At 61.5% G+C, this 19,945-nt stretch carries 23 protein-coding genes and 2 pseudogenes; 15 read left to right on the top strand and 10 right to left on the bottom strand.

All coding sequences use genetic code 11. The features are described 5' to 3' along the window. Both Y703_RS22695 and Y703_RS20890 read right to left on the bottom strand, forming a co-directional pair. Positions 1 to 1,439 (bottom strand): DUF3179 domain-containing (seleno)protein (locus tag Y703_RS22695; RefSeq protein ID WP_162148884.1); only part of this gene is annotated, 1,439 nt, incomplete at its 3' end. Between the two features lie 21 nt (positions 1,440 to 1,460). After that, positions 1,461 to 1,886: a thioredoxin domain-containing protein gene (locus tag Y703_RS20890; RefSeq protein WP_051427506.1), complete on the bottom strand. Its 426-nt coding sequence runs from the start codon at positions 1,884 to 1,886 to the stop codon at positions 1,461 to 1,463. 366 nt (positions 1,887 to 2,252) lie between these two features. On the opposite strand from Y703_RS20890, the gene Y703_RS22110 reads away from it, so the two are divergent. The 3 genes and pseudogenes from Y703_RS22110 to Y703_RS0110800 all read left to right on the top strand — a co-directional run bounded on the left by Y703_RS22110 (position 2,253) and on the right by Y703_RS0110800 (position 4,480). Further along, entirely contained in the window at positions 2,253 to 2,552 is a 300-nt protein-coding gene (locus Y703_RS22110; RefSeq protein WP_155849492.1) for a hypothetical protein, read from the top strand. 532 nt (positions 2,553 to 3,084) lie between these two features. Continuing rightward, positions 3,085 to 3,890: pseudogene (locus Y703_RS19325) on the top strand (transposase); the annotation flags it as partial. A 254-nt stretch (positions 3,891 to 4,144) separates the two neighbouring features. Then, a complete protein-coding gene (locus tag Y703_RS0110800; protein ID WP_155849491.1) occupies positions 4,145 to 4,480 on the top strand; it encodes a hypothetical protein in 336 nt (111 codons plus the stop codon). Positions 4,481 to 4,559: 79 nt separating this feature from the next. On the opposite strand, the gene Y703_RS19320 is transcribed toward Y703_RS0110800, so the two are convergent. From Y703_RS19320 to Y703_RS19315, 4 genes are all read right to left on the bottom strand, one after another. Next, a complete protein-coding gene (locus Y703_RS19320) occupies positions 4,560 to 4,949 on the bottom strand; it encodes a DUF1622 domain-containing protein (protein ID WP_051427512.1) in 390 nt (129 codons plus the stop codon). Positions 4,950 to 5,041: 92 nt separating this feature from the next. Then, positions 5,042 to 5,716, bottom strand: coding sequence for a haloacid dehalogenase type II (locus tag Y703_RS0110790; RefSeq protein WP_026552717.1), 675 nt, complete (start codon positions 5,714 to 5,716; stop codon positions 5,042 to 5,044). Between the two features lie 178 nt (positions 5,717 to 5,894). Beyond that, a complete protein-coding gene (locus Y703_RS0110785; RefSeq protein ID WP_253908012.1) occupies positions 5,895 to 6,356 on the bottom strand; it encodes a four-helix bundle copper-binding protein in 462 nt (153 codons plus the stop codon). Further along, a complete protein-coding gene (locus Y703_RS19315; RefSeq protein ID WP_051427504.1) occupies positions 6,353 to 7,642 on the bottom strand; it encodes a bifunctional alpha/beta hydrolase/OsmC family protein in 1,290 nt (429 codons plus the stop codon). Before Y703_RS19315 ends, Y703_RS0110785 begins: the two co-directional genes overlap by 4 nt. Before the next feature lie 419 nt (positions 7,643 to 8,061). Between Y703_RS19315 and Y703_RS19310 the strand changes: the two genes are divergently transcribed. The 3 genes from Y703_RS19310 to Y703_RS19305 all read left to right on the top strand — a co-directional run bounded on the left by Y703_RS19310 (position 8,062) and on the right by Y703_RS19305 (position 9,405). Further along, entirely contained in the window at positions 8,062 to 8,628 is a 567-nt protein-coding gene (locus Y703_RS19310) for an isochorismatase family protein (protein WP_253908011.1), read from the top strand. A gap of 61 nt (positions 8,629 to 8,689) precedes the next feature. Next, positions 8,690 to 9,064, top strand: a complete 375-nt coding sequence (locus Y703_RS0110770) for a thioredoxin family protein (RefSeq protein ID WP_026552715.1) — start codon at positions 8,690 to 8,692, stop codon at positions 9,062 to 9,064. Positions 9,065 to 9,105: 41 nt separating this feature from the next. Further along, positions 9,106 to 9,405, top strand: a complete 300-nt coding sequence (locus Y703_RS19305) for an antibiotic biosynthesis monooxygenase family protein (protein WP_051427503.1) — start codon at positions 9,106 to 9,108, stop codon at positions 9,403 to 9,405. A gap of 32 nt (positions 9,406 to 9,437) precedes the next feature. Here the strand turns inward: Y703_RS19305 and Y703_RS0110760 are convergent, their stop codons facing one another. Both Y703_RS0110760 and Y703_RS0110755 read right to left on the bottom strand, forming a co-directional pair. After that, positions 9,438 to 10,838 (bottom strand): hypothetical protein, encoded by a 1,401-nt coding sequence (locus tag Y703_RS0110760; RefSeq protein WP_035764657.1) that lies wholly within the window; start codon positions 10,836 to 10,838, stop codon positions 9,438 to 9,440. Between the two features lie 168 nt (positions 10,839 to 11,006). After that, on the bottom strand, positions 11,007 to 11,711 hold the full coding sequence (locus Y703_RS0110755) for a class I SAM-dependent methyltransferase (protein WP_081743498.1): 705 nt from the start codon (positions 11,709 to 11,711) through the stop codon (positions 11,007 to 11,009). Positions 11,712 to 11,763: 52 nt separating this feature from the next. Between Y703_RS0110755 and Y703_RS0110750 the strand changes: the two genes are divergently transcribed. Then, the gene (locus tag Y703_RS0110750) at positions 11,764 to 13,188 is read left to right on the top strand and encodes a dihydrolipoyl dehydrogenase family protein (protein ID WP_035764654.1); all 1,425 of its coding nucleotides are present in this window, start codon (positions 11,764 to 11,766) and stop codon (positions 13,186 to 13,188) included. A gap of 22 nt (positions 13,189 to 13,210) precedes the next feature. Here Y703_RS0110750 and Y703_RS0110745 read toward each other — a convergent pair whose 3' ends face one another. Together Y703_RS0110745 and Y703_RS0110740 are read right to left on the bottom strand one after the other, a co-directional pair. Then, positions 13,211 to 13,840, bottom strand: a complete 630-nt coding sequence (locus tag Y703_RS0110745) for a CDP-alcohol phosphatidyltransferase family protein (protein ID WP_026552711.1) — start codon at positions 13,838 to 13,840, stop codon at positions 13,211 to 13,213. Next, positions 13,833 to 14,498, bottom strand: coding sequence for a TVP38/TMEM64 family protein (locus tag Y703_RS0110740; protein WP_026552710.1), 666 nt, complete (start codon positions 14,496 to 14,498; stop codon positions 13,833 to 13,835). Before Y703_RS0110740 ends, Y703_RS0110745 begins: the two co-directional genes overlap by 8 nt. Before the next feature lie 111 nt (positions 14,499 to 14,609). Between Y703_RS0110740 and Y703_RS22690 the strand changes: the two genes are divergently transcribed. The 8 genes and pseudogenes from Y703_RS22690 to Y703_RS0110710 all read left to right on the top strand — a co-directional run. Further along, on the top strand, positions 14,610 to 14,954 hold the full coding sequence (locus Y703_RS22690; protein ID WP_216698894.1) for a type 2 periplasmic-binding domain-containing protein: 345 nt from the start codon (positions 14,610 to 14,612) through the stop codon (positions 14,952 to 14,954). 177 nt (positions 14,955 to 15,131) lie between these two features. Next, a pseudogene (locus Y703_RS22685) lies at positions 15,132 to 15,857 on the top strand (ABC transporter substrate-binding protein); the annotation flags it as partial. Then, complete coding sequence (locus Y703_RS19295; protein WP_051427502.1) at positions 15,854 to 16,705, top strand: ABC transporter permease subunit; 852 nt, start codon at positions 15,854 to 15,856, stop codon at positions 16,703 to 16,705. The pseudogene Y703_RS22685 and the gene Y703_RS19295, both read left to right, overlap by 4 nt. A 59-nt stretch (positions 16,706 to 16,764) precedes the next feature. After that, complete coding sequence (locus Y703_RS0110725; RefSeq protein ID WP_026552709.1) at positions 16,765 to 17,529, top strand: ABC transporter permease; 765 nt, start codon at positions 16,765 to 16,767, stop codon at positions 17,527 to 17,529. Continuing rightward, a complete protein-coding gene (locus Y703_RS20885) occupies positions 17,526 to 17,798 on the top strand; it encodes an ATP-binding cassette domain-containing protein (protein ID WP_051427501.1) in 273 nt (90 codons plus the stop codon). The genes Y703_RS0110725 and Y703_RS20885 overlap by 4 nt, the downstream gene beginning before the upstream one ends. Before the next feature lie 32 nt (positions 17,799 to 17,830). Then, positions 17,831 to 18,577: an ATP-binding cassette domain-containing protein gene (locus tag Y703_RS19290; RefSeq protein ID WP_253908010.1), complete on the top strand. Its 747-nt coding sequence runs from the start codon at positions 17,831 to 17,833 to the stop codon at positions 18,575 to 18,577. Between the two features lie 109 nt (positions 18,578 to 18,686). Beyond that, positions 18,687 to 19,154 (top strand): hypothetical protein, encoded by a 468-nt coding sequence (locus Y703_RS0110715; RefSeq protein WP_253908009.1) that lies wholly within the window; start codon positions 18,687 to 18,689, stop codon positions 19,152 to 19,154. 98 nt (positions 19,155 to 19,252) lie between these two features. After that, positions 19,253 to 19,945: Crp/Fnr family transcriptional regulator (locus Y703_RS0110710; RefSeq protein WP_026552707.1), on the top strand; the 693-nt coding region annotated here is incomplete at its 3' end.

The following is a 19,945-nucleotide window of genomic DNA, read 5'->3' as shown; positions in this document are numbered from 1 at the left end:
AGGGCGAGCCACGGGGCGGCCACCCTCGTGTCGTTCACCGTGAAGGCGACGAAGATCTCCTTGGCCGGGTACCGCGCATCGACGTCACTCGGGCTGAAGTAGAAACTGTCGCTCTCGTCGTACCCGGAGTAGGGGTTGCGGGAGTAGTCGCGGGAATAACCGGTGTCGTCGCTCTGGATCACGGCCTCGGGGTACAGCTCTTTGATCTCCCCGACGGTCAACAACTGGAATCGGTGCAGCTCAAGCTCGTGAGGGTAGTGCTTCCCGGCGAGCGCCATGCCCGTGCTCTGCTGCCAGAGGGTCTCGGTCTCACGATCGAACATGATCATGTTGCTCTCGAGCAGGCCGCCGCTTACACCGAACGTGGTCACCTGACCGCCCGGCAGCATCCGCTCGAAAACGACGGCGCTGCCGCACAGCGGGCAGAACGTCACGGCGATCGGGGTGCCATCGATGGTGTCGTTCACGATCTCGTGCCACACCAGGATGTTGTACGGGTAGGCCTTCACCTCGGTCTCGCCGACAACGAGCAGCGCCTGCACGTCGTCCGGGTTGCCGAAGTCGTCGACCGGCACGAAGCTCGGGTCGTCGATGGCCGGGATGCCGTCTTTCGGAGGGCCTCCGCTCAGCGTCTGCGCGATCGCGGGGTCGGCTTTCGACCAATCCGTTTCGGGGAACGACTGCAGCAGGAAGCTCGGTATCTCGGCCTCCGCTGCATCCGGCGACTCGCTCTCCCCCATCGAATCGAGGAAGCCCTGCTCGATCACGACCGCGCCGAGCAGACCGCGGTCGATCAACCAGGCCTCGACGCTCCTGATCGTGCCGGTGGCGATGAGCAGTCCGACGATGACGAGAAAGACGCCGAGGCCTCGGCGAAACGTACCCTCGGGGTCGGTGGCCCAGCCGAACTGCTTGGTGACCGAGCGCCCGCCTATCGCCACGGCGAGCATGACCGCGCTCAGGCCGAGAGTGTAGGAAATGATGTTCGCAATGCCCTCACCCGGGTCAGCCGGGAGCACAACGGCGAGGATGAGTCCGTAGGTCGGACTGCAACTGGTGAACACCGGCCCGAGGGAGAGGCCGAGCAGCACGCTGCGCGCCGTGCCGGTTTTGCTCACGGAGCGATCAGCGAGGGATCCCGCCGCCGACTGCAGCCCCACCCTGCTCGAGATGGTGTCCCAGATTTTCGGGAATGCCAGAGAGGCGCCGATGAAGGCGACCAGGCTTCCCGAGACGATCAGCCACACATTGCTCGGCACGCCGAGCAGGGCCGTGGTTGCCTTGATAAGCAGGGTGAATGCGACAACGGAGACGGCGAGGCTGCCGATCACAATGTAGGGCGCACGCCTGTTTCCCGCCGCCGACCCCGCGAGCACCACCGGCAGCAGCGGTAGCACACACGGCGATAGAACGGTCAGCACTCCTGCGAGCAGCGACAACGGCAGGAGCTCCACGGCCGATCAGACCAACGAGTCGAGCAGGTCGTCGAGGGTTCGGATGAGGTGCCATTGCTCGACAGCGTCCCCATTCGAATCCAACTGAACAAGGGTGTGCTGCAGGGTGACTCCGTACCTCTGCTTCAGGTCGGTGGCGGTGTCAAAGTCGACGAGAAGTATCTGCAGGTCGTCGGGAATTCTATCGACATTGGCCGTGATGTCGTCGGCGAGCAGCTTGCAGGTCGAGCACCAGACAGCGTGAAAGAACAGAACCACTGTCTCGTCGGCAGTGGCCGATGACACGGCCTCCGGCGTGTACTCCTGAAACGAGCGGGCCGACCCGGCAGCGGTCACCTGCCCGGGGTCTGTCGCAGCCGACTGTGCGAAGAAAAAAGCAGCAACGGCGAGAGCAACGGCCGCCACCACGATGGGGGACCTTCGCTTCTTCATGAATCGCTCCTCGTGTCACAGCTCGTGTGTCGTCACAGTGTATATATCAGCAATACTCGGGTTCTGTGTTCCAGAACACACTTGCTATGCGATTTCCGGGAGGGCAACAACCCAGCCGTGCCCTGCACGGTGCGGAGAGTCGGGAGCGCTTGCTGCGCGCCTCGTTACAAAAAGTGGGAGGGCACAGGAAACGGTTGCCAACGTGGAGAAAGTTGTCCTCACGTTCTTGATTTGCGGGGCGATGGAGGATGTAGACGAGGCCGTACTCACATCATCACGGGACGGCCAACGGAGTGTCAGCTGAGCAGGATCTGAGCCCGCACAAAACCCGCGTGAAGATCACGCGGGTCGAGCCTTAGATTGAGGATGCTTTGGGTGTTCGGCCTGCTGGATCAGCCAGGCCGCATTGACGAGGCCGATGTGGCTGAAGGCCTGCGGGAAGTTGCCGAGTTGCTCGCCGGTGGCTTAGTCGATCTCCTCGGCCAGCAGGCCGGCGTCGTTGACGTGGCTCACCGCGTTCTCGAACACGGCTCGGGCACGGCCAACCGTCCGGCATCCGCCAGGACGCGGGCCAGCCAGAGGGTGCAGAGCAGGAATGTTCCCTCACTCCCGGCGACCCCGTCCACGCCGCATACGACACAGCAACAGCGGGAGCGCCGTCTGTGACAGCTAAAATGTGCCGCAGAGGATCTTTTGGTCCCCTTTTGGTCCCCTGGCCGGGGGGCATGCCGCGTTCAGAAACGACGAAACCCCGATGAGATTTGCCGTCTCATCGGGGCTTTCTACTGTCGGGATGACAGGATTTGAACCTGCGACCCCTTCACCCCCAGGTAGCTCTAAGAGCCCGGAGCGTTGATTTTCCGGGGCGCAGGGGTGCGCAGAACGGTTCAAATCACCTCATCCATTGCATGTTCCGCATGGTCTCTGGTCCCCTTTTGGTCCCCGCGCAGGTCGCGTCCGTACGCGGATCTTGGGGCCACCCAGATCTTAATCACGATCCTGCTGCCCAGCTTCAACCTCCGTAAGTTCGTCTCCTTCCTCCACGACGAATCTGCTGCGCTTCTGACAGGGTCGGGAGGGTCCAGGTGGCGGAATTACGCGCATCGTGTACAGGGCAATCGCAGTCTAGTGACTCAGCCGCTCAAGCGGACCGGCCATCAGCCAGCGCACCCAGGTTGACGCCAAGTGTCTCCGCAATAAAGGGGCCAAACGGCTGGTCACCGACGCCCTGTCCACGCTGAAGAGTCTTCAAACTGGCGCGCGGCTGCTGTGCCGTTTCGATTCGGCCTTCTACGGCCACGCCCCGGTTTCGGCCGCCCTCGCTGGCGGGGCCGAGGCGTCGGTGACCGTGCGGATAGACCCGGCCGCGAAACGGGCCATCGCAACGATCCCCGCGGGCGCGTGGGAAAAATCCAGTACACGAACGCGGTCTTCGATGAGGACACCAACACCTGGATCTCCGACGCTGAAGTCGCCGAGGTCCCGTTCAGAGCGTTCTCCTCCCGCCGGAAAGCTGAGCGCGTCGCTGGCTGGCTGGTGGTGCGCCGGATACCGGAACTGAACCCGAAAAAGGAACCCACCGGTCAGCAGCGATTACTCGATCAGCACCACAACCACGCGTTCTTCACCACCGTTGACACCATCATCCTGGACACCGTCACTGCGGATCAAACCCACCGCCGACACGCCATCATCGAACAAGTCAACGCCGACCTGAAAGACAGTGCGTTGGCGCACCTGCCTTCCGGTAAATTCGCTGCGAACTCGGCCTGGCTCGTCTGCGCGGTGATGGCCTACAACCTCACCTGCCCCGCCGGAATCCTCGCCGAAGGTGGCTTCGTCAAGGCGCGGACCGCAACGATCCGCCGAAAACTGATCCACGTCCCCGCCCGGATCGCTTCCAGCGCCCGGAAAATACGACTTCACCTGCCCCAATCCTGGCCTTGGCAGGACGCGTGGGAAACACTCTTCATCAGCGCCCATGCACCGCCCGCCACGGCGTAAACCCGTCCGCCAGCCGCAGCAACGGCCCGATCAGGAAGCTTCAGTGGAACCATACCGGCAGCGAGGCCGCACACTGTGTCCTGCCCAACACCAAAAACCCGCCCCGTCCCCGAAACCCGATCAGGCCGGACAACCGACCGGTGGATCAAGGCTAAGTCCCCGTGGTTGGCTGGGCGTCTCGATAGTGGGATGGCAGGACCATCTGGAAAGGTTGCCAATCGATGAGGTCTCAATCATGCATGCTGCTGGATTGTGTGGCTTCACTTTTCGAGGAGCAAAAGTCGTTGTGGACACCCGGCTACGAATGGGTCGGCGGGCAGGTCTTGGCCGACGAATCCGTCGTGATCCTCTACCGAGAATGGGCACCAGGACCCATCCTCGGACGGCGATACGTGCTCCCCGAATTCAAAGCGATGTTTGATGACCACCTGTCGATCAAGGACCTTGCTCAAATCATCGCGACGGACGAGATCAGTGACCCCACCGGCCGGGGAGAAATCCTCCCAGTGAATTGGGCAGCCGGCCTCGTGCCCCCTGGCCAGCGTGTTGAATGGACCGGAATCTACCCACGCCAGCTACCAGCACCTTGAGTCGAACAAGCGCCCCTTCTTGAAATGCCAATAACACCCTGCTCTGTCAACCACGAAACGCGGAGTTTGCCGACCTGGTTCAGAGGAACGTCGGTGGCGGCGGGCTTTTCTTCATGGTGTGTTTGTCGAAGCTGGACTTCTGCCAAGGCCATTGCCCTGTGATCTCTAGTTCTAGTGAGAAGCTGAGGAAAGTTCGGATCAGGATGATTATTGCGAGGACACCTACGGAGTAAAAGGTTGGGGTGACTGCGACCGTGCGAATGATGTCTCCAGCGACAAGGAACTCAAGACCGAGCAAGATTGACCGTCCCAGACGTCGTCGGTAGGTGTCATAGATTTCGCGCTCTTTTCGTTTCATTAACGCCGCTGCAGCGAGCAATGTGGCCACGAGCATCCCGGCGACAATAACAAACACTCCTGCAATCTCGATGCCGGTACCAATGACTTCTACTACGTTCCCTAAATCCACCTGTTCCATCCATCTCTAACGCTCAAAGGTGCAGAGCGGTCAACGACTTGCTTCGAACCTTTATCCATCACGGGGACATTGAGCATGCGGCTTCAGCGTGCGGCGAGCTTGTCTGCGAGAGCTGAAAGGTCTCCGGCTTCGATGTCCGGTGGGGTGAAGTAGGTGGGGTAGGAAGCGCCCGTACGGTTGATCCATGCGGTTTGCATTCCGGCGGCGTTCGCGCCGTGAATGTCCCATGGGTGCACGGCAACGAGTAATAATTGGTTCACTGATTGGTTGAGCTCATCGGCAGCATAGTCGTATGCCTCGCGGGCTGGCTTCCAGCGGGGTGCGTTCTGGACACTGAGTAATTGTGCAAATTTTTCGCGGACGTTGCCGCGGTTCAGTAGTTGTTCTGCCACTGACGTGGCACCGTTACTGAGGGTCGCGAGTTCGGTGATTTGGCTGAGCGCGCTGAGCCCGGGCGCGGTGTCTGGGTGTAGCGGAAGGTTTTTGAATTGTCCCATGATGTGGTTGACCTGATCCGTGTGATCCCCCGGTCCTGATGTTTGGCGGAGGAGACGGTGGAGACTGTCGGTGGCGATGTCAGCGAAGGTAGGGTTGTCGCCTGTCACTGTGAGTGCGAACCCGTCGCGGAGTAGTTTCGCGAACCATGGTCTGGCAAGGGAGTCGCTCATCCCGGCATCGATGAACGCGTCTCCGAGCGGTCTCATGTCAGAAAGGGTTTCATTGACGTCGAAAATGATAGCGGCTGGCATCGCGGTCATAAGGTAGATTCTTCCTTGCTTCGACGAGGTGCGGGTTGGTGGCTTATTCGAAATCCTGCGGATGATCTTAGAGCATCACGCCCTTCTTCCCGACACCATCGAGTGTGGCACCGTGCATGATGTTCCGCGGTAAACCTTCGAGAGCCTGTGGTCGGGGATGGAGCATGGTTAGGGGGCTTCAGAATGGCCGTGGAAGTAGATCTTGGCAGGCTTGTTCGCAGCGGCGGCATTCCTCGGCAGCAATCCGGCAGGATGGGTAGGTCTCGGCGTGTTTTTCATTTTCTATAGCGCTTGTGGTGCAGAAGTCTCTACAAGCCATCAGGATTGTCTTCAGCAGGTTGCCGTCGACGTCGGTCAATCTGGAGAGGAACCGGCCGGTAGTGACGCAAAGTTCAGCGCAGTCCAAATTAAGACGAATACACTTCCGCAATTCAAACAACGTCTCTTCTGCCATGCAGGCGTCCGCGCAGGCATCGCTTGCCTGCGCGCAGGAGAAGGCAGCTTCAATGCATGCGCCCAGCGCTTCGGCCAACAATGGCTCACCGTCAGGGTGTGCGGCCATCATGGATCTAGCTGTACTCATAATTTCTCCCTCAGAAGTGCCGTCATATTCAGACTTTTCAATATTGCGACTGTTCATTTCAGCACCTTCGTCGCCGAATGGTCTCGGATGCTGGTCAGCCCGGGGTCTGTGTCGGAGATTACCGTTCCGATGAGGATTTCCGAGCGTAGGGTGCGGTGGACTGGGCACTTATCGGCGATTTCGCGCAATTTTTGACGCTGATCCTCGTTGAGGTCGCCGTCGAAGCGGATGACCCGTTCGATTCGGTCCAACATGCCGGTTTCGGTTTCGCAGTCGGCGCAGTCCTGTGCGTGGATTCGGCTGTGTCGCAGCGAAACCGTCACCTTTCCTAGCGGCCATTTCTTGCGGTCAGCGTACATTCTGATAGTCATCGATGTGCAAGCGCCTAGGCCTGCGAGCAGGAAATCATAGGGCGACGGGCCGGTATCGGTACCGATCGGGGCGGGTTCGTCCGCGTTCAACCGGTGCTCGCCGACCATCACCTGCTGGGCGAATGTTCCCGCTCCGGTCTCAGCCACGACGACGAGGCCTTCAGCCGGGCCGTCAGCTGCGGAAGGAAGATCCGGCTCCGGGGGCGCGGCGAAGGCGAATCGGCGGGCCCACGTCGCGAGCATTGAAGCAGCGAACACAGCATCGGCAGGGTTGGTGAGTAGATGGTCGGCCCCATCGAGGGCAACGAACGACTTCGGGTGACGAGCAGTCTCGTAGATGCGTCGTGCGTTATCCGCGTCCACGGTCGTATCACTGGGCGAATGCATGACCAGCAGCGCCGAGCCTAGATGACGGATGCGGTCGGCTTGCGGCTGCGCGGCAATATCGTCGAGGAATTGCCGGCGGATGCGGAACGGTCTGTCGCCGAGGATAACGTCTGCCTCCCCTGAGGTTTCAATCTCTGCCCGGCTCTCCCCCAACAGATGCACAAGGTGGTCGGGGTCAGCTGGGGCGCCGATGGTGACTACCGCCCGCACCTCAGGTATTTGAGCGGTAACGGCGAGCACCGCGGCCCCACCGAGCGAGTGCCCAATCAGAATCGACGGGGCCGCGAAACCCTTGCGAAGATAGTCTGCAGCGTGAATTAGGTCTTCAATGTTCGAGCTGAAGTTCGTATTGGCGAAGTCGCCACCGGATTGACCAAGTCCGGTGAAGTCGAATCGTAGAACGGCGATATCGTAGTCAGTGAGCGCCCGGGAAATCCTGGAAGCTGCGAGCACATCCTTGCTGCAGGTGAAGCAATGCGCGAATAAGGCGTAGGCCACGGGCCTCGACTCCGGCAGATCAAGCCGCGCCGCAAGCAACGCCCCCTGGGAGCCGAGGAATTCGACTTTCTCGCTATGCCTGGCCATTGCTGCTCATTTCTGTTGTCTTTCGTGCCGATCACACCGACGCGATCGTTCCCGTGGAGGATTTTCGAGTCCATCGGGGTCCGTCGAGGCTTCAGCGAACAATATGTGTCACCTGCCCAAAGTTCTGTGTTCTCGAATACAGTTCTTCCGCGGCAGGTCTCAGTGTTCTGGAACCGTCAAGTCAGCTACTCGACGAGGATCCGGATAACAGCACATCTGGTTCCTCTTGCGGCTCGGTCTGGGAACGGTGTCCTGGCTTACAGAACAATGTGCTGTGGACGTTTAGCGTTTGGAGGGAATTCCGTTGGGGATTCACCGCCCATCTGAGGAGAGCCATGCAATTTGACCCGTCCACGACAGCACTCGTACTGACCGACCCACAAAACGATTTCCTCAGCCCCGACGGTGTCACCTAGGAGTTGGTCGGCAACAGTGTCCAGGAGAACAACACTGTCCAGCACATCGATCAGCTGCTCGCCGCGTCGAAAACCGCCGGCTACGAGGTGTTCATTTCACCGCACTACTACTTCCTACATGACCACCTCTGGGAGTTCGGCGGAACCCTGGAAACGAAGATGCACGAGATCGGAATGTTCAACCGTCCCGGTCCGCTGAACTTGGATGGTTTCGAAGGTTCCGGCGCTGATTGGCTGGAACAGTACAAGCCATACATTCAGGATGGAAAGACCGTCGTGTGCAGTCCTCATAAGGTGTACGGACCCGAACAAAACGACCTAGTACTGCAATTACGTAAGCGTGGGATCAGCAAAGTGATCCTCGCGGGAATGTCGGCCAACCTCTGCATCGAAAGCCACCTACGGGAACTGTTGGAGCAGGGGTTCGACGTGGCAGTGGTCTCTGACGCCACGGCGGCCGCGCAACACCCCGAGCTGGGAGACGGGTATGCCGCCGCGATGACTAATTTCAATTACATCGCGGGAGCCGTGATGACCACCCACGAGGCCCTCACTGCTATCTCCGCCTGAACTCGGCGACGCCCGGGCAGCATTTTTCTTCCAGACCCCGTCCACTCTAAGGAGTAATCCGATGGCAACCATTGACATCACCAGCAAGACCTTCGAATCAGTCCTCGACACGAATGAGATCGTTCTGATCGACTTCTGGGCCGGCTGGTGTGCACCCTGCCGCATGTTCGCCCCCACCTACAGTGCAGCATCCGACAACCACCCGGATGTTGCATTCGCGAAAGTCGACACGGAAGCCGAACAAACACTCGCCGCGCAGGCTGGCATCAGCTCCATACCCACCTTGATGGCTTTCCGTGACAAGGTGCTGGTCTTCTCACAGCCAGGAGCGATCGACGCGGCCGCCCTTGAACAAGTCATCGCCGATGTCAGAGCACTCGACATCCAAGCCATCCGTGACGGCCTCGCAACGGACGGATCGCGGGTCGGCAGCTAACTGATAAGACATACCCTCCACACCACAGGCAGGACAGACCCATGATTTATGAACATGCTCAACTCACTATCCGTCCCGACGGGCATGAAGAATTCCGGACCACCTATCCCGCTATCCGGGAGAACCTCCTCGGGGTTCAGGGGTGCCGGTCGGTAGACCTGCACCCCAGCGTCGACCAGCCCGACATCTATTTGCTTCGGGTGGGATGGGACTCCCTGAACGATCACACTGAGGTTTTCCCCGACACCGAGCAGGGACGCACCGTCTTAGCCTTGCTACAAGCGCACGTAACGTCCGTGGGAATGATTCACTTCGACGCGGACACCGTCGATCCTCACTAGATGTCATGGGGCATGGTCACCCGGGCTGGTGGTTACCCGTTTCTGACCCTTAGAGGGAGTAGGGTCCGTAGTTCCCTGTTTTCGGCGGGGTCCAGGACTGAGTGTTTGGTGCACGCTGGCACGAGTTGGCCGGTCTGCGGGTGGGCCATGGTGTACATGCAGGCACCAAGCCGTTCCTGGGCTTCGCGGACAGCGGGGTCATCGCTGACCTTGCCTTGTTCCATGAGCGCCCACGCGGGCGCAACGACCTCGGAGTCCATGAAGTTATGCACAACGAAGGTTTTGACGCCGAGACGCTTGCTTCGCCACGCACGCCATACCGCCCGGATTCCTCCGGCCCGTCTAATGATGCGCCGGCCGAGCCCGGCGAGAACCGCCACGTCGCCCGGGTGTCGCAATGCGGCACGCAGGACACGCACGATAATGACCGGTCGCGTTTGACCTCCGAAAAACATGCCGCCGTGGTGGTCGAGCAGTCGATCGCGGGCGGCAATATCTGCCGGGTCCGCCGGATCGATCGCAACCGCAAAAGTGCCTCCCGCTGATACTCCTGTCGTATAGCGATTACATCGCGGGTCGCCGAACTGGGTGCCTTGCCAGGGGAGCTTCTGGCCGGCGCCGTGTTCAATTTGCTCCCACACGTCGTCGATGCTGACCTCGTCGAAGTCTTCTTTCCAGCGGCGGTCGTCCCCCATGAATGCAGCAGGCTGGAAAGAGAGCATGTTGTAGGGCATCGATAGCACCGAAGCGGTCACCTCAGCCACCTCGCCGAGGTTTGACGGGGTCACGGTCATGTTGTGGGCGAGGTAGGACTCCACCCCATAATCCCGGCGGAGATCCGCGAACATACCCGCGAACTTCAGGCGGAAGAGTTCCAGCTCGGCTTCGCTACGTGGGCGTACGGCGCCTCGTCGTCCCCTCATCAAAGAATCAAAATGTGCGGCGAAGGACACCCGGTCGAAGCGCGGCTTCCCGTCCGGTCCGAGGACCACAGCCAGGAGGTAGGCATAGTCAAAATCGCCGTGAGTCATGGACATGGGTTCGCGGCCGTTAGCTCGCATAGCGTGCAGCGCCGCAGCATGGTCGTCCGGCTCTAGCAGGCTCACCTCACCACCGATGAGCTGCGCATGAGCGCGGGGGCCACGGACACTGCGAAGATACTCCATCTGGCGGGACACTTCGCGGAGGGTATGGGCCCCATCCACGCGGACCTGATTAGCCTCCGCCGAGTGATAGCACGGAGAACAGGTCAGATTACATTTCGGGAAAACCCCGTGGGTGCCTTCGCACCCGACAGCTCCCCGGCCCAGCAACTGGTTCGCGGTCTTGACGTTGTCAGGGAGCGCAGCCCAGCGAGCTTGCATCGCGGCCCGGGATTCCGGATGGACTGGCCGGGTACGTACTTCCAGTTCCCTGAGGAAATCCCACACCATGATCCGCCTTCACCTCATGCAACCTTCGCTGTGCGGGCCCCGTCCGCCCTGACCCTGCGCCAGCACTAAATCTGCCGTCACCTGATGCCGTCACCTTAGCGCAGTCACCTTGGCGCGGGTACGACGCCGCATGGCGGTGCCCTTACCCAAGGCTTTACGGGTAAATCGTTAAGTGCTTGTAGTGTTCGTTCCGGTGCGGATCTGTAGGTGTCCGCCGCGGGCGGAGGCCGCTTTGACGTCGGCGCAGTCGCGTTCCACGGCTGTCCAGGGGTGGGCGTTGATGTCGGATCCGCCGAGCCAGCATGCCGCTTTGGCCAACGGCGTCAGCGCCGCAAAGATGCCGACTGGTTTTTGCATGTCCACCACGCATAAGGATGCCCCGGGTGCAGCGAGTGAGATCATAGTGGACCACACAGTTTCCCAGCCCGTCATCAGGGACAGGGCGTACGTGGCGAGGACGGCGTCGGAGTATGCCCGGCCGCCCTCGGCTAGGATCCGGGATCCGATGTTGGCAGGCGAGAGTGCAGTTGCGTCGGCTTGGATGAGGATCACGTTGGCCCAGCCGTTGCGCTCGGCCCGCCGGCGGGCCTGAACCAGCATCTCCGGGCTGCGGTCGATTCCGACAATAGTGCCGCCCGGTGTGACCCCGCTCTGGAGGAAACTGAAATTTAGGCCGGTCCCGCAGCCGACGTCGAGCACCTGGGCACCAGGCCGTAAACCGAGCATGCCGATGCCGGCCACACGGCCGGCCCGATAGACCGGGTATTCGCCGGACATCACGTCATAAAACCGTGCGAAGGTGCTGTATTTACCGGCGATCAGGATCACTCCATGGCAAGTCGTGGTTCCGCGCCCTGCGGAGATGATGGTCATAAACAGCCTAGGCTAGAAGGGAATCGGACCGACAAGTGAAAAGGGCAACCTGGTGGAAGACAGCACTGAAGTAGTTGATCTGTTGGTCATCGGCGGGGGAACCGCAGGCATCGTGGGGGCGAAAACCGCCGCCCGGCTCGGTGCCCGCACGGTCCTGCTGGAATACGCCCGCACCGGCGGGGACTGCCTCTGGACTGGCTGCGTCCCGTCAAAAACGCTCCTATCCGCCGGACACTCAGCCTCCGAACGGTCCTTTACCGGCGACGGCACAGATTTCGACGCGGTCCGCCAACGTATCTCGAGCGCCATCGCCGCGATAGAACCGGCAGACTCCCCGGAAGCCCTGGAGTCGACGGGCGTCACGATCATTTCAGGCAAAGCACGCTTCACCGGTCCGGGTGAAGCCGATGTTGACGGCAAGACCATCCGCTTCCGACAAGCACTCATCGCCACTGGCAGCGCACCAACACTTCCGCCCATTCCTGGGCTACCTGACGCACCCCAAGTCGTCACGTCGGAGACCATCTGGGACCTGCAGGCCCTTCCCGTGCGCCTGGCCGTGATCGGAGGTGGCCCGATTGCGTGTGAGCTGGGTCAGGCTTTTGCCCGGCTCGGCTCACAGGTAACGATCCTTGCACGCTCGGAGATCCTACCCAAGGAAGACCGGGACGCGGCGGCCCTGGTCCGCGACAGTCTGCGCTCCGACGGCGTGCAGGTCATCGAGCACGCCGCCGTGGACCGGATCAGCACCGACGACGAAACCATAATCCATACCGGCGACGGACAACGGTTCGGTGCCGACGTCGTCCTCGCCGCGACGGGCAGAAAAGCCAGAACGCAGGGCCTGGGCCTCGAAAAAGTCGGCGTGGACTGCGACGAATCCGGCCAGGTAGTGGTTGATACAGCTATGCGCTCATCCAACCCGACCATCTGGGCTGCCGGCGACGTCACCACCTACCCTAAGTTCACCCACCTCGCCGGGGTACACGCCAGCACCGCCGCTTCCAACGCGGTCCTCGGTCTTCGTCGGAAAGTCAGTAAGGTCATGCCGCGGGTCACGTTCACCTCCCCGGAAATCGCCGCCGTTGGCGTCACCGAGGCCAGCACGAAGACGCAGACAACATCGACCATTCAGCACGCTCACACCGACCGGGCAATCACCGAGAACCAAACCGTCGGTTTCACGCGGCTTATCATCGGTAAGAGCGGGCGTATTCTGGGCGGAACGATCGTCGGGCCGCGGGCCGGGGAGTCTCTGGCGGAACTCACCCTTGCTGTGGATCAGGGGCTGAGCACCCGCGCCCTGGCCGGCGTCACACACCCTTACCCGACCTACAACGACGCGTTGTGGAATGCGGCAATAGCTCATGCCCGGTCAGGGTTGGAATCACCGGCTGCGAAGGTCGCTGTCAAAGCCCTGGCTGGTCTGAACCGGTGGAGAACCGACCGATTGCAACCTCGAAGGAACGCGCAATAGCAGCGGCTCTTTTCGGGTTCTTTCAGGCGAGGTTTCGGTAGCCAGCGACAATTCGTTGTGCGGCGCTGATCATGACCAGGGCCGCCCACGCCGAGGCTACCTGCCACGCCGCGGCGGGGAAGAGTAGCCACAGACAATGGGCCAGGACGGTTTCCGCCCCCTCCGCGAGTCCGCCGAGGAAGGATAGCGACCGGCCGTCGTCGATCTGGCGGCCGTTCTTTTCAGCAATGGACGAGAAGGCCAGAAAAACGCTGCCGTTGATGTAATAGGCGAAGAGCACCAGCAGGAACGGCAGCCAAGGGGCTCCGAACTGTGCAGTTACGCCGACTGCAACGCCGATGACGGTCGCCCCGTACACCACGAAATCGGCGGAAATGTCCCAGAACCCGCCCTGCCCGGCGTCGTGATTGGACCCGGGCTGCGCGGCGCGTCGCCGCGCCAGCGGTCCGTCCAAGCCGTCCGCGACCCGGCACAGCACCCAGGCGACGAGGGCGGGGAACCACCACTGGGCTGCGGCGAATCCCGCAGATGCTAATCCAAATAGAAGGTTCAGACCCGTCAACCGGTTGGGGCTGATCCATGGCACATCCAGGGCTGCCGCCGCACGGTTCAGCATCGGCGCCAGCAGCCGGCGCAACCGGGTATCAAACACCTGCGCTCCTCGTCTTTCGACGGGACCGGACGGCGAGGATGGCGCCCGCGAGGGTCAATCCGCCCAGAACCGCCAAGGCCAGTTGGGCCGGCCAACCGAGTTCGAATCCGAATGCCCCCAATGCCAGGAAGCTCATCGTCCCGGGAAGAATCCCGATCATCGTTCCGAAGAAGTAGGGCCACCATCCGAGTGCCGTCAGTCCCGCAGAGTAATTGATCGCAGTGAACGGTAGCACCGGGATCAGCCGGACCCCGATAACGGCCACGAATCCGCGCCTGGTCAGAAGCGCATCAACTTTGGCAACGCGGGTGCCGGTGAATTTCTCGACCGCGTCCCTGCCCAACGCGCGCCCCAGCCAGAACGCGGCGGACGCCCCAATCATCGCGGCACAGTAGACGATCACCAGCCCTGGCCCGAACCCGAACAATATGCCGGCCGCGATGGAGAGGATGTTTTTGGGAAGCGGTGCAAGGGTCAGGGCTGCGTACCCGGCCATGAATCCCACCGGCCCCCACCAACCAGCCCGGTCCACTAGGTCGCGCATGTCACTCACGGGCGGGACCAGCACAAAGATGACCAAGATAGTTGCAGCGACAATGACAACCGCCAAAAGCACAAGCTGGCGGATCGGGGTCAAAGACCCGGGGCGGGCGCGCATAGGTTCTCTCGCATAGTCTTTCTGCAATCCACTGGTCAGGTGCCGGTTCGGGTGTCGGCCCGCTATCGAGGATACTTGAAGCTGCAAACCCGACTTCCCGAAGGATCCCCTGTGCACCCATCTTTCAGCCCGGTACGTCGGCGTTCTCTTCTGCCTGCTGCTGCGGCCCTCGCGCTAGGGCTGACCGCCTGCTCTGGTGCCAGCGTTGAGCCCGCCGAGAATTTTGGTACCTTCGACGAGGTTCTCGCAGCAGCACAGGGGCAGACAGTGGATCTGTGGATGTTCGGAGGGGACGCGAAAGGTAACGCCTACGTCGATGACATACTTGCACCCGCGGCACAGGACCAGGGCGTCACGCTGCGCCGCGTTCCTATCGCTGACACCCCTGACGCGCTGAACCGGGTTCTGAGCGAGCTCCAGGCTGGCCGCGGTGACGGGTCGGTGGACCTGATCTAGGCTAACGGTTCCACCTTCAGTACCGGCAAACAGGCGGAGGCCTGGCAGTGCGGGTGGACCGATCTGCTCCCGAACATGCAGTACACCGACCCCGACGATCCCTTGCTGTTAAATGACTTTGGCACCCCGGTGGACGGCTGCGAAGCTCCCTGGCATAAAGCTTAGTTCACGTTCTTCTACAACTCGGACGCCATCACCGACCCGCCGACCTCGCTGCAGGGCATCCTCGACTGGGCCCGGTCCCATCCGGGCAGGTTCACCTACCCGGGGCCACCGGACTTCACCGGCAGCGTCTTTTTGCGAGAGGTCATGCTCAGCACCGCTGGCGGCGCCGATCAGGTGCCGCTGCCCTATTCTCAGGCGGCGTTTGACCAGTACGCGCCCGCAGCACTCCGAGCGCTCACGGAGCTTGAACCGTCGCTTTGGAGGGAAGGCGCCACCTACCCGCGGGACGAACAGGCGCTGAACACTCTCTTCGCCGACGACGAAGTGGACATCGCCATGACGTACGGCCCCGCCACCCTGACCGATCTGGTCGCATCAGGTGCGCTACCGGCGTCGACCAAGGTCTTGACCTTGGAGGAGGGCACGGTGGGAAATGCGAGCTTCCTCGCTCTGCCGGTAAACGCCGCGGATGCCGCGGGGGCCATGGTGGTCGCCAACATTGCTCTATCGCCGGAACAGCAGGCCGCGAAGGCGGATCCCGGAACGTGGGGACAGTTCACCGCACTCGACACGGATCTTCTCACCCCAACCCAACGAAACCTCTTCGAACAGCTGCCGGAATCGCCGATCGTCCCGGACTATGAGGAACTCTCACGCAATGCCCACGGTGAGCTGGCTTCAGAATGGGTGCCAGCTCTGAATAAGGCGTGGCGGCAAGACATCGCCACAGCCCCATGACCAGAAGGCGGGCCCCGACCACCCGACGCGCGGCGCTTCTCGCTTTGCCTGCAGTAGTCCCTATCGTCCTCGTCGTTGGGGTCTCGCTGACCGCCGCAGCATTGCAAAGCTTCGGGCTGATGCCCTTTATCGGTCCTCCCCAATTCAGCGCGGACGCCTGGACCAGGGATGCTGATGAACTGGTCCGGTCAACCGTCACCTCTACCTACGTCGCTATGGTTTCCACACTGCTCTCCCTGGTGGTCGGGTTTGTGCTTGCCGCCTATGTGCTCGCCATACCCAGGATGGGCCGAATAGTTGAGGCTTTGAGTGCCGCAACGATCCCTATTCCCCATGTGATCGGGGCAGGGGCTATCGGACTGCTGCTCTCCGACAGCGGATTCCTTGAACGACTCCTCGGGATGCCCGAGGCATTCCCCGCACTGGTCTCCGGACCCTGGTTCGTGGCCGTCATCGCCGAGTACGCCTGGAAAGAGTCCGCCTTCGTAGCCCTGGTCGTTCTCGGAAGTATCTCGCGCTCGGTCGGCGACCTCTGCGACGCCGCTGCCACTCTCGGCGCGTCTGCGGGCCAGCGTATCGTCCGGGTGGCCCTGCCGCTCTCGGCACCCTCGCTGGCCGTCTCCGCGGCAATCGTATTTGTGTATACCCTCGGGTCCTACGAAGCCGCGTGGCTGCTCGGACCGACCTCTCCCGAACCGCTTCCGGTTCGAGCCGTGAGGCTGTTTACCTCCATCGATCTCGCTGCGCGTCAGCAAGCAATGGCGACCGCCCTGGTATCCGTGGCCGTGAGCGCAGCAGTGATCATCATAGCGATCCTGGTGCTTCGCCGTCATCGGAGCCTGAGTTGATACCCGTCTTGCAGCCGGCGTCAACGTCGATGCGCCGGACCCTCCCCGGAGGGTTCCCCATGCGGGTCATCCTGGGTTGTTTGCTTGTGGTGTGGATCGTGGCGCCGATGGTGCCGGTACTCCTGTGGTCGGTCGCCGGTCAATGGCGCGCCCCGGCCGTCCTGCCGTCGTCGTACTCACTGCAAGGCTTCACAGCCCTCGCCACCCCAGACACCGCACGGGCTGCCGCATCTTCGCTTTCCCTGGGTTTGGGAGTAGCCGTGATCGCGACACCGCTGGGCTACCTGGGAGCCCTCGCCATACGGGCCCTACCTGTCACCCCTAGCCGCTTCGTCGAGTTTGTCCTGCTGGCCCCGTTAGCCATCCCACCGTTCGCTTTGGTGATGGGCATCAACGTTGCCCTCCTGCGTCTCTACGTTTCACCACCATTAGGGGTGACCCTGGTCCTGGCGGTGACAGCGCTGCCCTACACGGCGTTCATGTTCCGCAGCGCCCTGGCAAGCTACGACCACCGGTTCGAGGAGGTCGCACGTTCACTGGGAGCCTCCCCCGGCCAGGCGGCCCGCCATGTCCGCTACCACCTGCTTTCCAGCGCTACCGCCCGGGCTTTTTTCCTGGCATTCCTTGTCGGCTGGGGCGACTACATCACCACCTTGCTCATCGGTGGAGGACAACTGCGCACCCTGCCCCTCCTGCTCGGATCCGCTGCCTCGACGACCGGAAACGAACAACTCACCGCAGCGCTGTCGGTGGCCATCATCTTGCCTCCACTAATCCTGCTCGCAGGACTCACCCTTCCCGGGGTAAGGAAAAGACGACAATGAGCTCCCACCTCGAATTCAACTCCATCTCACGCTCCTACGGCGACGCTGAGGTACTTCACCAGATTTCGCTGACCGTTCAGCCGTCAGGCTGTGTTGCACTGATGGGAGCCTCCGGTTGCGGAAAAACCACCCTCCTGAGAATTGCTGCAGGACTGGATGAACCATCATCGGGTGAGGTGCTCGTTGATGGTGAGAACCTCACCGGTGTCCCATCGGAGGAGCGTGGCGTTGCCCTGGTGTTCCAAAACCGCTGCTGTTTCCCCGCCTGAGTGTGGCCGATAACGTGGCGTCCTCCGCCAAAATGGCAGGACAGTCCCGCAAAGCATCCCGGGACCATGCCATGACGTACCTGAAACTGGTGAAGCTGGCAGACCTTGCGCACCGATCCCCTGGGAAACTCTCCGGCGGGCAGGAGCAGCGCGTCGCACTGGCCCGCGCATTAGCGAGGACCCCCCGCATCCTTTTGCTCGATGAACCGTTCAGTTCCCTCGATTCCAGGCTGCGAGACGATATGTACTCGCTGATGGATGATATTCGCGCCGAGCTCGCTCCGACGATTATTCTGGTGACCCACGACCGTCGGGAGGCGTCGATCCTCGCCGATTCGATCGCGGTCCTGGATAGCGGGTGGATCCTGCAGCATGGTCCCGTCTCCCAATTGCACTATCAACCGGCGACGTTGGCGGTCAATAGGATTCTGGGAGGCCTCAATACAGTACCGGGGAGGCTGGTTGAAGGCGTCCATCACTCGGCGCTGGGCCGGTTCCCCGTGCAGCCAGGACTCAGGGACGGTCCCGCGTTCCTGGCCGTCCGACAGAAAGCCATCCGCATCGTCGCACCAGCCGACGGACCAGCAATGGGATCCGTGACTGGGTTGAAATCGTTAGGCGCCCACACGTTAGTCCACGTCACCAGCCACGGACCGAACCAACCCAACAGGCCCACGGCTGTGCTCACCATCGAGGGCCGCCGCGGCCCCGGCATACGGATCGGTCAGGATGTCGGATTACAACTCGTCAACGCCACCGGGTGGGCAGTCACCCGGTAGCAGTTGGGCACAGAATTCCGTTGCCAGGGCTAACTGTGTCCTAGATTGCAGAACTGTCCGTGCCGTCCTGTCTATCGTCGGTAGTTACCAAAGATAGGAAGGCAAGGACATGAGTTCAGCACATAGCGGGACGCGGGGGAAAAGATCCGCGACTGACCCCGGCACGTCCATGGGAACGCGTCTCATGGCCGGGGTCGTAGGCGGTCTTGCCGGCGGGGTCGTTTTCGGGGCCCTGATGGCCATGATGGGTATGCTAGGCATGATTGCCTCACTGGTTGGCTCAAGTTCGGCAATCGTCGGCTTCCTGATACACCTGATGATTTCGGTTCTGATCGGCCTAGCGCTGACGATACCCGGTGCTGGAGTGCTGACAAAGGGCCTGATCATCAGCGCCGTCGTGGGCTTTGTCTATGGCATGCTGTGGTGGGTTCTTGGTCCGCTGCTGATCATGCCCACCATGATGGGCATGCCACTCTTCACCCTCGACGCAGGATCCGGGGCCTCACTGATGGGGCACGCGGTGTATGGGCTTATTCTGGGACTAGTGGCAACCCTCGTCATCCGACGTGGCCGGTGACCACGCCGGGTCTGAACGCCGCCTGCTCCACCACCATCGTGTCCGCGGCTAGCAAAACTACGACGCTTTGGGCACCACACGAACGGGAGGAAGAACCTTTGGCCGAAACCGGGGAACCCTTCAGCTGCCTCAACGCCGTGGAGCTCTTCGCTGACCTCACGGCCGAGGAAATGGATACCCTCGACAGGATGGCCCCGCCCCGGCTCTTTCACAGTGGTGAACTTGTCTTCAGCCAGAGTCAGCCCACTAAGGCCCTATTCATCCTCAAAGCCGGGCGGATCCGGATTTTCCGGGTTGCCGAGGACGGGAAAACCCTCACCATCGCAATCCTTGAACCCGGCGCGGTATTCGGTGAGATGCTGCTCGTGGGCATGCAAATGTACGACAACTATGCCGAAGCGCTCGAAGAATCAACCGTGTGCCAGCTCAGCGCAGCAGAAGTCGAAAACCACTTCCTCTCAAACCCGAAACTTGCGGTAAGAATCTCCCGCCTACTCGGCGAACAAGTCGCCAGGTTGGAAGGACGTCTCACCGACATGGCCCTGAGACCCCTCTCAGCCCGCACCGCCGCGACCTTACTCACACTCGCCGACGCCGCCCCCCGCAACAGATTCACGCACTCCGTCGCCGTGAAACTCACCCATGAACAGCTCGCCGGGCTGCTCGGAGCAACACGCGAAGCCACCAGCAAAACCATGTCTGACTTCGCCGCCAAAAAACTGATCAGGCAAGGACGAGGCCGGATCATCATCGAAGACGCCGAAGGACTGCGCCGGACCTCCCGCACCACC

It is taken from the genome of Arthrobacter sp. H20, from assembly GCF_000520515.1.
In the GTDB taxonomy this organism is placed as follows: domain Bacteria; phylum Actinomycetota; class Actinomycetes; order Actinomycetales; family Micrococcaceae; genus Arthrobacter_D.
This window is presented reverse-complemented; position numbering and strand designations above follow the sequence as displayed.

Coding starts and splice junctions, on each gene's coding strand:
- Y703_RS19315 (WP_051427504.1), bottom strand. CDS start 7,642: ATGGCCAGGCATAGCGAGAAAGTCGAATTCCTCGGCTCCCAGGGGGCG.
- Y703_RS20890 (WP_051427506.1), bottom strand. CDS start 1,886: ATGAAGAAGCGAAGGTCCCCCATCGTGGTGGCGGCCGTTGCTCTCGCC.
- Y703_RS0110785 (WP_253908012.1), bottom strand. CDS start 6,356: ATGAACAGTCGCAATATTGAAAAGTCTGAATATGACGGCACTTCTGAG.
- Y703_RS19305 (WP_051427503.1), top strand. CDS start 9,106: ATGATTTATGAACATGCTCAACTCACTATCCGTCCCGACGGGCATGAA.
- Y703_RS0110715 (WP_253908009.1), top strand. CDS start 18,687: ATGAGTTCAGCACATAGCGGGACGCGGGGGAAAAGATCCGCGACTGAC.
- Y703_RS19295 (WP_051427502.1), top strand. CDS start 15,854: ATGACCAGAAGGCGGGCCCCGACCACCCGACGCGCGGCGCTTCTCGCT.
- Y703_RS0110770 (WP_026552715.1), top strand. CDS start 8,690: ATGGCAACCATTGACATCACCAGCAAGACCTTCGAATCAGTCCTCGAC.
- Y703_RS0110760 (WP_035764657.1), bottom strand. CDS start 10,838: ATGGTGTGGGATTTCCTCAGGGAACTGGAAGTACGTACCCGGCCAGTC.
- Y703_RS20885 (WP_051427501.1), top strand. CDS start 17,526: ATGAGCTCCCACCTCGAATTCAACTCCATCTCACGCTCCTACGGCGAC.
- Y703_RS19290 (WP_253908010.1), top strand. CDS start 17,831: ATGGCAGGACAGTCCCGCAAAGCATCCCGGGACCATGCCATGACGTAC.
- Y703_RS0110755 (WP_081743498.1), bottom strand. CDS start 11,711: ATGACCATCATCTCCGCAGGGCGCGGAACCACGACTTGCCATGGAGTG.
- Y703_RS0110725 (WP_026552709.1), top strand. CDS start 16,765: ATGCGGGTCATCCTGGGTTGTTTGCTTGTGGTGTGGATCGTGGCGCCG.
- Y703_RS0110740 (WP_026552710.1), bottom strand. CDS start 14,498: ATGCGCGCCCGCCCCGGGTCTTTGACCCCGATCCGCCAGCTTGTGCTT.
- Y703_RS22110 (WP_155849492.1), top strand. CDS start 2,253: ATGCTTTGGGTGTTCGGCCTGCTGGATCAGCCAGGCCGCATTGACGAG.
- Y703_RS0110790 (WP_026552717.1), bottom strand. CDS start 5,716: ATGACCGCGATGCCAGCCGCTATCATTTTCGACGTCAATGAAACCCTT.